The sequence below is a fragment of the Ruegeria sp. ABF4_144 genome (assembly GCF_056160045.1).
This window is the reverse complement of sequence record NZ_JBSWWK010000001.1, coordinates 1,231,118-1,244,541: the sequence shown is the minus strand read 5'-3', so window position 1 is coordinate 1,244,541 and position 13,424 is coordinate 1,231,118. Positions and strand designations below refer to the sequence as shown.

Here is a 13,424-nt window from a genome sequence, read left to right as displayed (position 1 = left end):
ATGACCCTCCGCCTCGCCACCCTGTCCCTCCTGATCCTCTACCCGATCGCGTGGTTCGCCCCTCTGATGCGTGCGGGCCTGCTGCCAATCTTCGGCCTCAGCGAAATCAGCGTCATCACCGGCCTGCAATCCCTGTGGAAATCGGACGTATTCCTCGCACTGATCGTCACTATCTTCGCCCTCTTCGCGCCTTACATCAAAACCATCGGCACCGCCCTGATCCAATGGGACCTGCTGGATGCGCGCGTCCAACCCGCGCTAAACATCCTCGGCAAGCTGGCCATGGCCGACATCTTTCTGATTGCGCTCTACATTACTTTGGCCAAGGGTATCTCCTACGCGACCATCGAAACTGCATGGGGCCTCTACCTGTTCACGGCCTGTATTCTGGCCTCAATCGCATTGGGCCAGATTACCGAATTGACATGCAATTCACGAAATCCTCAGAGCTAATTGATTGAAAACGTTTATCTGAGTATCATCTTTATATTTCGAGCAGTGAAAATTTGTAGTTTACGGGCCCGCAGCGGATCATTCTGCGTGTTTTAGGTGTCTCCGCTTGGGCTTGGTGTTAACCGGTTCCAGAAGGAGTTCGTCGATCATGACCGCCCTCCATAATATCACATTGCAATTTCAGAATGCCTTTTTAAGACTGACTTTTTTCCTAATATGCACAGCCGCACTGTTATCCGTCACAGCCACACTTCTGTCCGCCCTGGGCGTATTGCCCTGGCTCTCAATCCAGGCCGGTTTTGGTGACGGCCCGGCAACCGATGCCGGGATGTATGTTCAGATCGGTTTGAGCGTACTGATTCTCATGCTGGCGTTTTATCTGCCGGCCAATGCCCGAATGATGGCGCTGGAAAACAACCACCGAAAGTTCGCGCTGAACATGCACGATATCTCGGCGGCTTATCAGATGGCCCATGCTGCAGATCGCGAAGGCCTGTTCATGATGTCGTCCGAGTTTGATGCCGTCAAAGAGCGGATGGCCTTTCTGCGCCATCACCCCGACCTGCAATCGCTTGAGCCTGAGATTCTGGAGCTTGCAGCGCAGATGAGCCAGATCAGCAGGGAACTGGCCGAAACATACGGCGATGCTCGGGTCAACCGCGCGCGAACGTTCCTGCAACAGCGGCAGGAAGAGATCGAACAGTTCCAGAAACGGATCGAAGAGGCGCAAGTAATCCAGAACGAACTGCGCCAATGGACCCACGATGTCGAGATGGAGGAAACCATCGCCAAGTCACAATTGGCGCGTCTGCGCGATGAGTTGTTTGATCTGTTGCCCGAACTGTCAGCGCAATTGCAGACACCGCCCAAGGACAAAACCTCTGCTGCGTCCAGCGTCATAGCAATGTCGCCCCCTCGCGCCGCGGAATAGGCGCACCAGCGCCCGCCGCGGACGATGGCCCCTTGGGGCCTGAGGACACGGCCCCCTCTCGGCGGAGATGAAAGCCCTGCAAGGGCTTGAAGAACCGTCCGTCCTCGGGCACCAAGGCCGCATGGCAAAGACGACTTTCTCCTGCTCGGCCTGCGGCGCATCGCATTCGCGATGGTCTGGGCGTTGCGACGCGTGTGGTGAGTGGAACACGATCACCCAGGACGTACCCCTCTCAGCTGGCCCCGCAAAGAAATCCCTCGGTGGTAAACGGGGTCAGTCCATCGCACTCACCGACTTGTCTACCGAGGAAACACCCCCACCCCGCACGCTCTGCGGTGTCGAGGAGCTGGACCGCGTGCTCGGCGGTGGCCTTGTCCCAGCCTCAGCCCTTTTGGTGGGAGGAGACCCGGGCATCGGCAAATCTACCCTTCTGCTGCAGGCCGCAGCACGGTTTTCCCGTGCGGGCGTCAAAACAATCTATGTTTCCGGTGAAGAGGCCAGCGCACAGGTTCGCATGCGCGCACGCCGTTTGGGGCTAGAGGATGCACCAGTTCAACTGGCCGCGGAAACCAACCTGCGCAACATTCTGACAACGCTTGAGGCTGAAAAACCCGGTCTCGCCATTATCGACTCGATTCAGACCATGTGGGCCGACAACGTGGACAGTGCCCCCGGTTCGGTGTCACAAGTCCGGGCCGCAGCGCATGAATTGACCACGTTTGCGAAACGACACGGCGTATCAATCATCATGGTCGGCCACGTCACTAAAGAAGGCCAGATCGCAGGCCCTCGTGTGGTCGAACACATGGTCGACACCGTGCTGTATTTCGAAGGCGAGCGCGGCCATCAGTTCCGAATATTGCGGGCCGTCAAGAACCGTTTTGGCCCCGCTGACGAGATTGGCGTGTTCGAAATGACCGGCAAAGGGCTTGCACAGGTCACCAACCCTTCGGCCCTGTTCCTATCTGAACGCGGCACCCCCAGCCCCGGTTCGGCCGTTTTCGCCGGAATCGAAGGCACGCGCCCTGTTCTGGTGGAATTACAGGCACTTGTGGCCCCATCCCCGCATTCCCAACCCCGTCGGACGGTCGTCGGATGGGACAGCGGGCGGCTGGCGATGATCCTGGCCGTACTCGAGGCCCGCTGCGGCATCCCGTTCGCAGGCCTAGACGTCTATCTGAACGTGGCCGGTGGACTGAAGGTTAGCGAACCCGCAGCTGACCTAGCGGTAGCTGCCGCCCTGTTGAGTGCCCGAGAAGACACAGCCCTGCCCGCCGATACCGTTGTTTTCGGAGAAATCTCGTTATCCGGGGCACTTAGACCTGCCCCTCAGACCGAAAACAGGTTGAAAGAAGCCCAAAAACTTGGTTTCACATCGGCAATTGCTCCCGCAGGCGGCAAAACTGGCACTGTGGCAGGTCTGACACTCACCCGACCCTCTGATTTGGTGGGGTTTGTTGGCGAAACCTTCGGAGCAGGTTAAGATAACGCCTTGAGGGGCTGAAAAAAATACAGGCGAGGGCCATGGAAGGTTTTACAATTATCGACGGGGTGGTTGCCCTGATCATCGTCGTGTCGGGCCTGCTGGCCTATTCACGCGGATTTTTACGTGAGGTACTGGCGATTGCGGGCTGGGTTGCAGCCGCCGTTCTGGCCTTCATTTTTGCGCCCCAGGCTGTACCGCTGGTGAAAGAGATCCCTGTGGTCGGAGATTTCCTGCGCGACAGCTGCGAATTGTCGGTGATCACCGGCTTTGCCGCCGTGTTTGCCATCGCGCTGATCGTGGTTAGCATCTTTACGCCGCTGTTTTCGTCGATCGTTCAACGCTCGGCCATTGGGGGGCTGGATCAGGCACTTGGTTTCTTCTTCGGCATCGCGCGCGGCATCCTTTTGGTGGCCATCGCCTTCTTTGTCTATGACACCGTGATGACCGGCCAGTCTTATACGATCGTCGACGAAAGCCGCTCGGCCAAAGTGTTCGAGCAGTTCAGCGACCGAATTGAAGAGCAGAACCCTGAACAGGCTCTGGGCTGGGTTACTCAGCAATATGAGGAGCTGGTAGCAAGCTGCAACGGCAGCCCGGTGACCACCGAAGAGCCGGCGGCCCCTGCCACAACCGAGCCAGCCACAACTGAATAAGAAAAACGCCCGGCTTTGACCGGGCGTTTTTTTCTGCTTCTGCGCGGTAGGTTTTAACTAACAAAACCCTCGCCCGCGCAAACTGTGCATCTGATGGTTTTAAGGCCGAAGCAGCCCTCGCAACGACCCATTATGGGTTTGCCAAGTATATCCCGGCTTTTAAGGATCTCTCCTGCTCCATTGCAGATCGGACACGGTGCGCGTCCCATACCGCGGCACCGGTGGCACCGACGCTTTACAGGTTCTTCCTTCTTTTGTCCTTGCTTGTGTTGCCACATGGCGTTGCCCCAATCGAACCTGTTACACAAAAATTTCATTACATTCGCCATGACAGCACAAGGCTGCATCTGTGTCACCTTTTGATGCCGTGGCTAGCAAAATACGCTTGTAGGAAACAACAATTGTGATCCTTTGATGACACAGGCCCCGTAAGGCATTATGTGGAGGCCGAACTGACATGGAATCGGAGCCACCGATCTTGCTGACCCTGTTTTCTTTCGCGCTTGCCTTCGTGACGATGGCGCGTCTGCACCAACAGCCGGGGATGGTGGCAAGGCGTACAGGTAAACCCATGCAGATGTTCAGATCATCACCGCTAGTCAAAACGTCGTAGAAGTTGGAGCCCGTAGATGTGTGGGATTTTGGGGATTGCAAGCAGGACACATGATGTCTTTGCGGAAATCTATGACGGGCTGCTGATGCTGCAGCACCGGGGCCAGGATGCCTCGGGCATCGTCACCTATAACGATGAATTCTTCCGCGAGAAGAAAGCCAATGGCTTGGTCAAGGACGTGTTCAACGCGCAAGATGCCGAAACTCTATTGGGTAAGATCGGCATGGGCCATGTGCGCTACCCGACTGCCGGATCGCTCAGCGCGTCGGAGGCCCAGCCCTTCTTCGTCAACGCACCTTACGGCATCTATCTTGTCCATAACGGTAATATCACCAACACCGCAGAACAGCGCGAGAAGGTGACCGCGAAGTACAGCCGGCATCTGCGCACCACATCGGATTCCGAGATTCTGTTGAACGTTCTGGCCGACAAAGTGGCCGACGCGATCAAGGTGAACGGCAATGCCGAGCCCATCCGCAACCTCTTTGCCGGTGTCAAGATGACTATGGAGCGGGTTCAGGGCGCCTATTCGGTGATCTGTCTGGTCGCAGGCGTTGGCATGCTGGCCTTCCGCGATCCCTACGGTATCCGTCCGCTTTCCGTTGCCAAACGCGAAGTGGACGGCGAAGGCGATGATTATGCCTTTGCATCCGAAGACGTGGCCTTTGGGATCAATGGTTTCGAAAAGCTGCGCGATGTTAAACCCGGCGAGGCGATCCTGATTGATCTGGATGGCAACATGCACAGCTTCCAAGCGGTCGAGGGGCAACTGACGCCCTGTATCTTTGAATATGTCTACTTGGCCCGCCCGGACTCGCTGCTGGATGGCGTGTCAGTCTATAAAACCCAGATGCGCATGGGCCAGACGCTGGCCCGTCAGATCGAGGCTGCGGGCCTTGAGATCGACCGTATCATCCCGGTCCCCGACAGTGCTCGCCCTGTCGCGCTTGAGGTCGCAAAGGCTATCGGCATCCCCTACCGCGAGGGTTTGGTCAAGAACCGTTATGTCGGTCGAACCTTTATCATGCCCGGTCAGGAGGAGCGTCAGAAATCGGTGCGCCGCAAGCTGAATGCTGTTCCGCTGGAGTTCAAGGATCACAACGTTCTGCTAATCGACGACTCGATCGTGCGCGGCAACACAATCAAGAAGATCGTGCAGATGTGCCGTGAGGCCGGAGCCAAGAAAGTCTACATCGCCAGCGCCTCACCACCTGTGAAATTTCCCAATGTCTACGGCATCGACATGCCCACCAAGCATGAGTTGATCGCCAATGGTAAAGACATCGAAGAGATCCGGCAGGAACTGGGCGCAGACGCGCTGTTCTATCAGGATCTCGACGACCTGATATGGGCCGCACAGGAAGGCAACCCCGAGATTAAGGCCTTCGACTGCTCCTGCTTTGATGGCAACTACATCACCGGCAGTGTTAGTGACGATTATCTGGACAGCCTGGAAAACAGCAGCCGCGTCAGCAAAAAGCGTGAAGACATGCAGGTACCCGGCGGCTCTTGGAACGGGGCGAAACTGGCTTCGGGATAGGTTCGGACCCGAATCAACGCAGATTTTGGCCCGCTTCGCTGATGCGATGCGGGCCTTTTTCTGACTGGCGTACAGCGCCATGAGTGGGATTTCGCGCACAACCCTTCGGTGAAGAAATCGCAATCGCAAGGGCTTCGGCGAGGTTGTGAAAGCAGCCGTTTTTCCGACCGTCGACCGGGGCTTTACTCTGGCTTCCGGTTTGTTAGGCAACCGGCTGCCAACCACTCATAACAAGGGGTCGGGCCTCCATGGCCAGGCCGGGATTCATGTCGAACGCAACCGTCAAAAGCGCGGCCACGCAAAAAGGTGCGCTGAACAAAAGCTCAGTGTCCGTTCTGGGGGTCTTCGGGCCGAAATCGGATATGCGCGCGCTGGTGCGCATGTCTTCGGGCCGGGTGAAAGAGGTCAAGCCCGGCAGCCGGGTATCGTCGGGCACCGTAATCGCCATTGATGATGAAGGCGTGATGCTGCGACAAAGCGGCCAGACCAAACGGATCGCAATCCCCGGCAGCTAAAGCGGCTTGACGCCCTGCGCGCAGGGGTTCAAACCGCTGTCATGACCGATCAGAATAAAATTGCCCTCGTCACCGGGGCCTCTCGCGGGCTGGGCGCTGCCCTGGCCGAAGCGCTGGCACCCGAATTTCACGTCGTCGCCGTCGCACGCACCACCGGCGGGCTGGAAGAGCTGGACGATCGCATTCAGGCAAAAGGCGGTGCGGCCACGCTTGCCCCGATGGATATTGCCGATCCGAATGCAATGGCGACCCTGTGCCGCGGCATTCATGACCGCTGGGGCAAGGTTGATCTTTGGCTGCATACCGCCGTTCATACATCCGCCCTGACGCCCACGTATTTCATTGACCCGAAGGAATGGACCAAGGCCGTCAACACCAATGCCACGGCCACGTCGGTCCTGATCCCCTATATCGCCCCACTATTGGGTGAGACAGGCCACGCAGTGTTCTTTGACGATCCCAAAGCGGGTGAGAAGTTCTATGGCATCTACGGCTCAACCAAGGCCGCGCAGATGGCCCTGGCGCGTAGCTGGGCGCTGGAAACCGAACGGACTGGTCCGCGTGTGACAATTGTCGAGCCCAAGCCGATGCCAACAGCTGTGCGGGCGCGGTTCCACCCTGGTGAGGATCGCGATGCGCTGACCAGCACGGCGGATGAGGCTGCGCGTATTCTGGCGCTGCTGTAAGGAATGGCCCTTTGGGCCATGCCTCCGGCGGGGATATTTCTGCCAGATGAAGCGGACGGGTTACGCGATATGCACGCCGTTGCGCCCGGCGAGATCGACGAAAAACTGCCACGCCACGCGGCCTGAACGTGCACCGCGTGTGGCCTGCCATTCGATAGCTTCGGCGCGCAGGGTCTCGGGTGCGACGGACACGCCGTAGGCCGCGCAATAGCGGTCGATCATGGCCAGATATTCGTCTTGATCGCAGGGGTGGAAACCCAGCCACAAACCGAACCGATCCGACAGTGAGACCTTTTCTTCGACCGCCTCGGACGGGTTGATGGCACTGGAGCGTTCGTTCTCGATCATGTCCCGCGGCATCAGGTGGCGGCGGTTCGAGGTGGCGTAGAAAACGACATTTTCGGGTCGGCCTTCGATGCCTCCGTCCAGCACCGCCTTGAGCGACTTGTAATGCTGGTCGTCGTGACTGAAGGACAGGTCATCACAGAACAGGATAAAGCGGTGCGGCGCAGCGCGCAGGTGGTTCAGCAGGCGTGCAACCGAGCCCATATCCTCACGCTGTAGTTCCACCAGTTTGAGGTCGGGGAACTCGGCCTGCAACGTCCCATGGACGGCTTTGACGAGGCTGGATTTGCCCATCCCCCGCGCTCCCCAAAGCAGGGCATTGTTGGCCTTGAAACCGGCCGCAAAGCGCCTTGTGTTGTCGAGCAACGTGTCGCGAGATCGGTTGATACCGACCAACAGGTCCAAGTCCACACGGTTGACCAGAGTGACCGGTTCCAGCCTATCCGGTTCCACATGCCAGACAAAGGCTGGGGCCGCCGCAAAATCGGGGGCGGCCAAAGGGGCTGGCGCCATGCGCTCCAGCGCGTCAGCGATGCGGTTCAGGGCTTGGTCGTCCATTATGGCCTCCGGTCTTATCTTGCGGAGTTCAAACCATGTTCCGCCCCCTGCAACAAGTGCTGCAAACGAAAAAGGCGCACCATATTAAGCGCGCCTGATCCTTTAGAGTCCGACCAACTTACTTGCCGTCTTCTTCCATTACGATCTCTTCGTCGGCCTCTTCTTCGTCGTCATAGTAGCCATCAGCGCGCAGTTGTTCCTCGCGCTTTTTCTCGACACGGGCGACAAGGAAGATCGACACCTCATAGAGGCCATAGACCACCACAAACAGGATGATCTGCGTAATCACGTCCGGCGGGGTTACCAGCGCAGCCAATACCAGAATGGCGACCACGGCGTATTTACGTACGGACCCCAGCCCTTCGGCGGTGACCAACCCCGCCTTGCCCATCAGGGTCAGCAGAACCGGGAGTTGGAAGCACAGGCCAAAGGCCACGATGAACTTGATCGTCAGGTTCAGATATTCCTGCGCCGAGCCCTGGAACACCACGCTCAGCGGGGCTGCGGTTGCGCCCTCAGTCACGGCTTCGCCTTCGGCCCCAAATTGCTGGAAGCCAAGGAAGAAATCATAGGCCAGCGGCGTGACTACATAGAAGGCAAAGCTCGCACCCAGCAGGAACATGAAGGGCGAAGCCAGCATGAACGGCAGGAACGCGTTCTTTTCCGACTTGTACAATCCTGGCGCGACGAACCGCCACATCTGCATCCCGATGTACGGAAAGGCCAGGATGAAACCACCCAGCAACGAGACCTTGATGGCCACGAAGAACCCTTCCTGCGGCGAGATGAAGATCAACCCACAGTCCTGCCCGCGTTCAGCCAGAACACTGCACAGGGGGTTCGTCAGGAAATTAAAGAGGGGCGTGGCCACCGTGAAGCAGATGATCATCCCGATCAAGAAAGCCACGACGCAGTGGATCAACCGCGTGCGCAGTTCCGCCAGATGCTCGATCAATGGGGCCGAGCTGTCCTCAATCTCGTCGGTTTTGGTCATGACTTGCTTTCGGTTTTCAGCGCGGCTTCGGCCTCTTCAGCCTTGGCCAGCGCGTCAGCAGCTTCCTTGGCCTTGCGCTCGGCGGCGGCCCGCGCGGTCGAGGCCTGAATCTTCTTGGCCTGCTCGGCCCGCTCAGCGGCCAGCTTACCGGTCTCGCTTTCGGGGTCAAACTTGGTCGGGTCGATGCTTTTCGCCAGATCCTGCGCAGCTTCTTTCACGCCGTCCATTGCGCTGCCAACAGGGTTGGTGGCCGCGTTGAGACCCTTCTTGATCTCATTCACGCCCGCCTGATCGGCCGCCTCGTTCATGGCACTGGAAAACTCGCGCGCCATGCCGCGGGCCTTGCCAACGAAACGACCGACATTGCGGAACAACACCGGCAGGTCCTTTGGCCCCACAACGATAAGGGCAACAACGCCGATGACCAGAAGCTCGGTCCAGCCCAGATCAAACATCTGGACTTAGGCCTTGTCTTTGTCGGTCTCGGGGGTGACGTCCTTGGCCACTTCGGCTGCGTCCTGCTCCAGTTCGTCCGCGCCTTCCTTGACGCCCTTCTTGAACGAGGTGATGCCCTTGCCCACTTCGCCCATCAGAGAACTGATTTTGCCGCGGCCAAACAGCACCAGCACCACAACGGCGATCAGCAGAAGACCGGGAAGGCCAATATTGTTAAGCATGTCTCTTCTCCTTGTACGTCGGCGCCACGCGCCGGGAATGTTGTCTGGCACCGTGTCTACGCCCACAAACCAGCGCGCAAAAGTGAGGCAAGTCAATTCCACGCCGAATTGTGAACGGTTCCCACGTTTTTTGACGGCTGGCTTTTCTCAACTGACAGGTTTATGTCAGTTGTAAGTGACTAGGAAGAGGGTATCGAAACCTGGTCAACGGAGATTCAAATGACCCATGTTGCAGAAATCGTCACCTTCACCCTCGCCAATGGCACCACGGCGGAAGAGTTCGTAAAACTCAGCCAGGCCTCCGAGGCGTTTGTCCGCTCGGCGCCGGGTTTTGCCCATCGGCAGCTGAGCAAGGGCGAAGATGGCCGCTGGACTGACTATGTTATCTGGACCGATATGAAGGCTGCAAAAGACGCCGCCGCGCAGTTCCCGCAACAGGACTTTTGCGCGGGCTTGATGGCCGCCATCAACCCCGAAAGCATCCAGATGCGCCATGAGAACGTGCTATGGAACATGACCGCCTGACCGCGGTCCGGACGGCGTGACATGCGCCGCACGGATCGCTTGTTCGATATCATCCAGATCCTGCGCGACGGTAAACTGCACCGCGCGCAGGACATTGCGGACCGGCTCGAAGTGTCGGTCCGCACGATCTATCGCGACATGGATACGCTGGTTGCCTCGGGGGTTCCGGTCGAGGGAGAACGCGGCGTGGGTTATATGGTGCGCGAGCAGATCACCCTGCCCCCGCTGAACTTGACCCCCGCCGAGCTTGAGGCGCTGAACCTCGGCATGGCCATCGTCGCCGAAGCCGCCGACCCCGACCTGCAAGCAGCGGCGGAGTCACTGGCGGAAAAGATCGACGCCGTGCTGCCCACTCAGGTCGTGGCCGAGGCTGATACATGGAAATTCGCCGTCTACCCCTTTGCCGACGCCGCACGCGGTCTGGCACACATGGCCCCAATCCGCGCCGCTATCAAATCCCGCCAGAAACTACGCCTGTCGTACCGGCGTATCGACGGCGTCCTGACCGAACGCACCATACGTCCCCTGCACATGGAATATTGGGGCCGCGTCTGGACCCTGACGGCATGGTGCGAATTACGCGAAGGGTTCCGCGTATTCCGCATCGACCTGGTAGAAAGCGTCGCACCTCTGCCGGAAATTTTCGCCGACGAACCCGGTAAACGCCTGGACGACTTCGATCCACACGCCTGACCCGCCCTTCACCTGGCCAAAAACATCCTCTCCAGAGGAATGGCCCCGAAAAGGGCCATTATGATCACTTCAGGTAAGGCTCGGGATCAACCGACTCAAACCCTTTGCGTACTTCAAAGTGGACATAGGAGTTGTCGCCACCCCGCAGGGACGCAATCTGCTGCCCACGGCGCACCCGATCCCCTTTCTTGACGGAGGTCTTGTCGACATTCGCATAGACGGTCAAAAGATCACTGTTGTGCTTGATCACGATGATCGGCACCTGATCGGCATCCGCGGTGATGGCCGCGACGGTTCCCGCCTCAGCCGCCTTTACGGCCGAGCCAGGTGATCCGGCGATATCAATCCCTTCGTTCTTACCCTTGGCATAGGTCCGAATGATTGTTCCGGTGACTGGCAGGCCAAGGGCCGTATTGCTCTGACTGGTCGGCGCTTCAGCGGTCACATCTGGCGCCGGTACTGCCGCTGCGATTTGCTCGTCCGGCAAAGGTTGCGTGGCACTTGGCGGGGTCGGCGTAGGTGACCCCTGCCCCGGCTGCGTCACGTTGGTGGCCGGCACTGCGGCCTGTTGCGGCGCCGGCTGGTTCTTGATCGGGATCAGCAGGAACTGATCCTCCCGCACCGTAAAGTCCGACCCCAAACCGTTCCATTCAGCCAACGCATCGACCGGAACATCATAAAGCCGTGCAATGGTATAGGCCGTCTCGCCACGCTTAACTTTGTGGCGCACCGGCTCTGGCCCCGAGGCAACTGGCGGTGTCGGCGCTGGAGCCGCAGCGGGCTGCGCTGGTTCCAGCGTTGATGTCCGGACCGAGCCATCCGCCGGGGCCTCATCAATCGCTGTTCCAGCTATCGTGGCAATATCCACCGTGCTGGCCGCGCTAACCGTGCGCGGCAATGCGATCACTTCGCCATCGCGTAGTTGATCATTGGGCTGCAATCCGTTGAATCTTGCCAGCTCGCCCGAAGGCAAGCCGACACGAGCGGCCACGTCATTGACCGTGTCCCCCCGGCGTGCGACGGCGACCTGATAGTTCGGATAGGTAATCACGCCCCGCGCATCTGGCGTCGGGCGGTTGGTGGTCGCGGATTGCGCCGCCTCTGCGGTCGAAAATCCGCCTACATTGCCCCTCAGGTCATAGTCGAACGGGCCTTCACATCCGGCCAGAAACACAACGACCGTTACCCCTGTCGCGCAGCGGAGCATCGCTGATTTGGAAACTGCTCTCATCATACTGTCCTCAACACCTGCCCCTGTTGTCCGGGGTTCCGGCGCATATTGCAGAATATTTACTTACGCCCCGTCCCTGCCAAGCCCCTCTAACAGGGGCACGAAACGGACGGGCAACAATTCGTCATAGTCCAAGCCGGTTTCGGTGCGCCTGACCCGGATCAGGGTCTGAACCGCATCCGACTGTCCCACCGGCAATACCATGATACCGCCGATTTTAAGCTGCGCCAAGAGCGGCCCTGGAGGGTCTTCTGCCGCAGCGGTCACAATAATTCGATCAAACGGTGCCTGTTCCGACAAACCGAAGGACCCATCAGACAACATCGCGGTAACATTGGTCAGCCCCAGCTCGCGAAACAGCGCCCCGGTTTCCCGTACCAAACGCTTGTGACGTTCCACCGTATAGACCCGACGCGCCAGCTTGGACAGGATCGCCGCCTGATAGCCCGAACCGGTACCAACCTCGAGCACCTTATCCCGCGGACTGACCTCAAGCGCCTGCGTCATCAGCCCCACGACCGATGGCTGACTGATCGTCTGACCACAGGCAATCGGCAGCGGCGTGTCTTCATAAGCGCGCTCAGCAAACAGGCCTTTGACGAACTGACCACGATCAACCTGCTCCATCGCTGCCAGCACGCGCGCGTCCGTCACCCCACGGGACCGCAAGGCAAACAGGAACTGCATTTTAGTTTCGGGATCCAGTCCGGTCATTCGATTGTCTTCAGTGCCTCAAGCGCGTCATGCGCCGTCAGGTCGGCCCGCATCGGCGTCACCGAGATATAGCCCGCCAGATTGACCGCTGCATCGGTGCCCGGCGCGGTCGGGTTGTGTTGATAGCCGCCCTTAATCCACAGGAACCGCCGACCCGAGGGCGAACTGTGCGGCTCGACCGAGAAATGGGTGTCACGGCGATAGCCTTGCGGGGCGACACGTGTCCCAAGTACCTCATCCGCGGGCACCGGCGGGAAATTCACGTTGTAAAACAGGCGGTAATCGCCCTGCTCTACCGGAGTCGCATCTAGGATTTTCCGTACCAGATCGGCTCCGAAACGGGTTGCTGCCTCGAACGGGTCGTCCAGCCCCAGATTGCGCGGGCCGAAATACTGTGACAACGCAATGGCTGGAACACCTTGCAATACCGCCTCCATCGCACCGCCAACTGTGCCAGAATACAGCGTATTTTCCGCCGAGTTGTTGCCCCGGTTCACACCCGACAACACCAGATCGGGTGGCGCATCCTTCATCACATCATGCAGCCCGGCCAGCACGCAATCGGCCGGTGACCCTTCGGCGGCAAAGCGGCGCTCGGCCAGTTTGGCAACCATCATCGGGTGGGTGTAGCTGATGCAATGACCAACGCCCGATTGCTCAAACGCAGGCGCGACGACCCAAACCTCACCACCCGGACCGGCCAGATCGGCTGCAATTGCCTCCAAGGCGATCAGCCCCGGTGCATTGATGCCGTCGTCATTGGTCAAAAGAATACGCATATGCCCCATCCACCGCAGCGTTTTGACCTTG

Annotated in this window: 16 protein-coding genes; 9 read left to right on the top strand and 7 right to left on the bottom strand. The window is 58.9% G+C overall.

Annotated elements, in window-relative coordinates; all coding sequences use genetic code 11:
* The 7 genes from ACXAGD_RS06460 to ACXAGD_RS06430 all read left to right on the top strand — a co-directional run bounded on the left by ACXAGD_RS06460 (position 1) and on the right by ACXAGD_RS06430 (position 6,877).
* A complete protein-coding gene (locus ACXAGD_RS06460) occupies positions 1-453 on the top strand; it encodes a paraquat-inducible protein A (RefSeq protein ID WP_475209161.1) in 453 nt (150 codons plus the stop codon).
* Between the two features lie 148 nt (positions 454-601).
* Positions 602-1,384, top strand: a complete 783-nt coding sequence (locus ACXAGD_RS06455; protein WP_475209159.1) for a DNA repair protein — start codon at positions 602-604, stop codon at positions 1,382-1,384.
* Between the two features lie 121 nt (positions 1,385-1,505).
* A complete protein-coding gene (gene radA, locus ACXAGD_RS06450) occupies positions 1,506-2,867 on the top strand; it encodes a DNA repair protein RadA (RefSeq protein ID WP_475209158.1) in 1,362 nt (453 codons plus the stop codon).
* Between the two features lie 41 nt (positions 2,868-2,908).
* The gene (locus ACXAGD_RS06445; RefSeq protein WP_475209157.1) at positions 2,909-3,523 is read left to right on the top strand and encodes a CvpA family protein; all 615 of its coding nucleotides are present in this window, start codon (positions 2,909-2,911) and stop codon (positions 3,521-3,523) included.
* Between the two features lie 629 nt (positions 3,524-4,152).
* Positions 4,153-5,676, top strand: coding sequence for an amidophosphoribosyltransferase (gene purF, locus ACXAGD_RS06440; RefSeq protein WP_475209156.1), 1,524 nt, complete (start codon positions 4,153-4,155; stop codon positions 5,674-5,676).
* A 266-nt stretch (positions 5,677-5,942) separates the two neighbouring features.
* Entirely contained in the window at positions 5,943-6,191 is a 249-nt protein-coding gene (locus tag ACXAGD_RS06435) for a hypothetical protein (protein WP_475209154.1), read from the top strand.
* 41 nt (positions 6,192-6,232) lie between these two features.
* Positions 6,233-6,877, top strand: coding sequence for an SDR family NAD(P)-dependent oxidoreductase (locus tag ACXAGD_RS06430; protein WP_475209153.1), 645 nt, complete (start codon positions 6,233-6,235; stop codon positions 6,875-6,877).
* Positions 6,878-6,937: 60 nt separating this feature from the next.
* On the opposite strand, the gene ACXAGD_RS06425 is transcribed toward ACXAGD_RS06430, so the two are convergent.
* The 4 genes from ACXAGD_RS06425 to ACXAGD_RS06410 all read right to left on the bottom strand — a co-directional run bounded on the left by ACXAGD_RS06425 (position 6,938) and on the right by ACXAGD_RS06410 (position 9,451).
* Complete coding sequence (locus ACXAGD_RS06425) at positions 6,938-7,780, bottom strand: ATP-binding protein (protein WP_475209151.1); 843 nt, start codon at positions 7,778-7,780, stop codon at positions 6,938-6,940.
* Positions 7,781-7,898: 118 nt separating this feature from the next.
* Positions 7,899-8,774, bottom strand: a complete 876-nt coding sequence (gene tatC / locus ACXAGD_RS06420; protein ID WP_475209150.1) for a twin-arginine translocase subunit TatC — start codon at positions 8,772-8,774, stop codon at positions 7,899-7,901.
* Positions 8,771-9,229: a Sec-independent protein translocase protein TatB gene (tatB, locus tag ACXAGD_RS06415; RefSeq protein WP_475209149.1), complete on the bottom strand. Its 459-nt coding sequence runs from the start codon at positions 9,227-9,229 to the stop codon at positions 8,771-8,773. The genes tatC and tatB overlap by 4 nt, the downstream gene beginning before the upstream one ends.
* Before the next feature lie 6 nt (positions 9,230-9,235).
* The gene (locus ACXAGD_RS06410; protein ID WP_170348913.1) at positions 9,236-9,451 is read right to left on the bottom strand and encodes a twin-arginine translocase TatA/TatE family subunit; all 216 of its coding nucleotides are present in this window, start codon (positions 9,449-9,451) and stop codon (positions 9,236-9,238) included.
* Positions 9,452-9,670: 219 nt separating this feature from the next.
* Between ACXAGD_RS06410 and ACXAGD_RS06405 the strand changes: the two genes are divergently transcribed.
* Positions 9,671-9,976 carry a hypothetical protein gene (locus ACXAGD_RS06405; protein ID WP_475209146.1) on the top strand — a complete coding sequence of 102 codons (306 nt, stop codon included), beginning with the start codon at positions 9,671-9,673 and terminating at the stop codon, positions 9,974-9,976.
* 21 nt (positions 9,977-9,997) lie between these two features.
* Positions 9,998-10,669 (top strand): helix-turn-helix transcriptional regulator, encoded by a 672-nt coding sequence (locus ACXAGD_RS06400; RefSeq protein WP_475209145.1) that lies wholly within the window; start codon positions 9,998-10,000, stop codon positions 10,667-10,669.
* A gap of 64 nt (positions 10,670-10,733) precedes the next feature.
* Here the strand turns inward: ACXAGD_RS06400 and ACXAGD_RS06395 are convergent, their stop codons facing one another.
* From ACXAGD_RS06395 to surE, 3 genes are all read right to left on the bottom strand, one after another.
* Positions 10,734-11,900 carry a peptidoglycan DD-metalloendopeptidase family protein gene (locus ACXAGD_RS06395; RefSeq protein ID WP_475209144.1) on the bottom strand — a complete coding sequence of 389 codons (1,167 nt, stop codon included), beginning with the start codon at positions 11,898-11,900 and terminating at the stop codon, positions 10,734-10,736.
* Between the two features lie 63 nt (positions 11,901-11,963).
* Positions 11,964-12,614 (bottom strand): protein-L-isoaspartate(D-aspartate) O-methyltransferase, encoded by a 651-nt coding sequence (locus ACXAGD_RS06390; RefSeq protein ID WP_475209142.1) that lies wholly within the window; start codon positions 12,612-12,614, stop codon positions 11,964-11,966.
* Positions 12,611-13,393: a 5'/3'-nucleotidase SurE gene (gene surE, locus ACXAGD_RS06385; RefSeq protein ID WP_475209141.1), complete on the bottom strand. Its 783-nt coding sequence runs from the start codon at positions 13,391-13,393 to the stop codon at positions 12,611-12,613. Before surE ends, ACXAGD_RS06390 begins: the two co-directional genes overlap by 4 nt.
* Between the last annotated feature and the right edge of the window lie 31 nt (positions 13,394-13,424).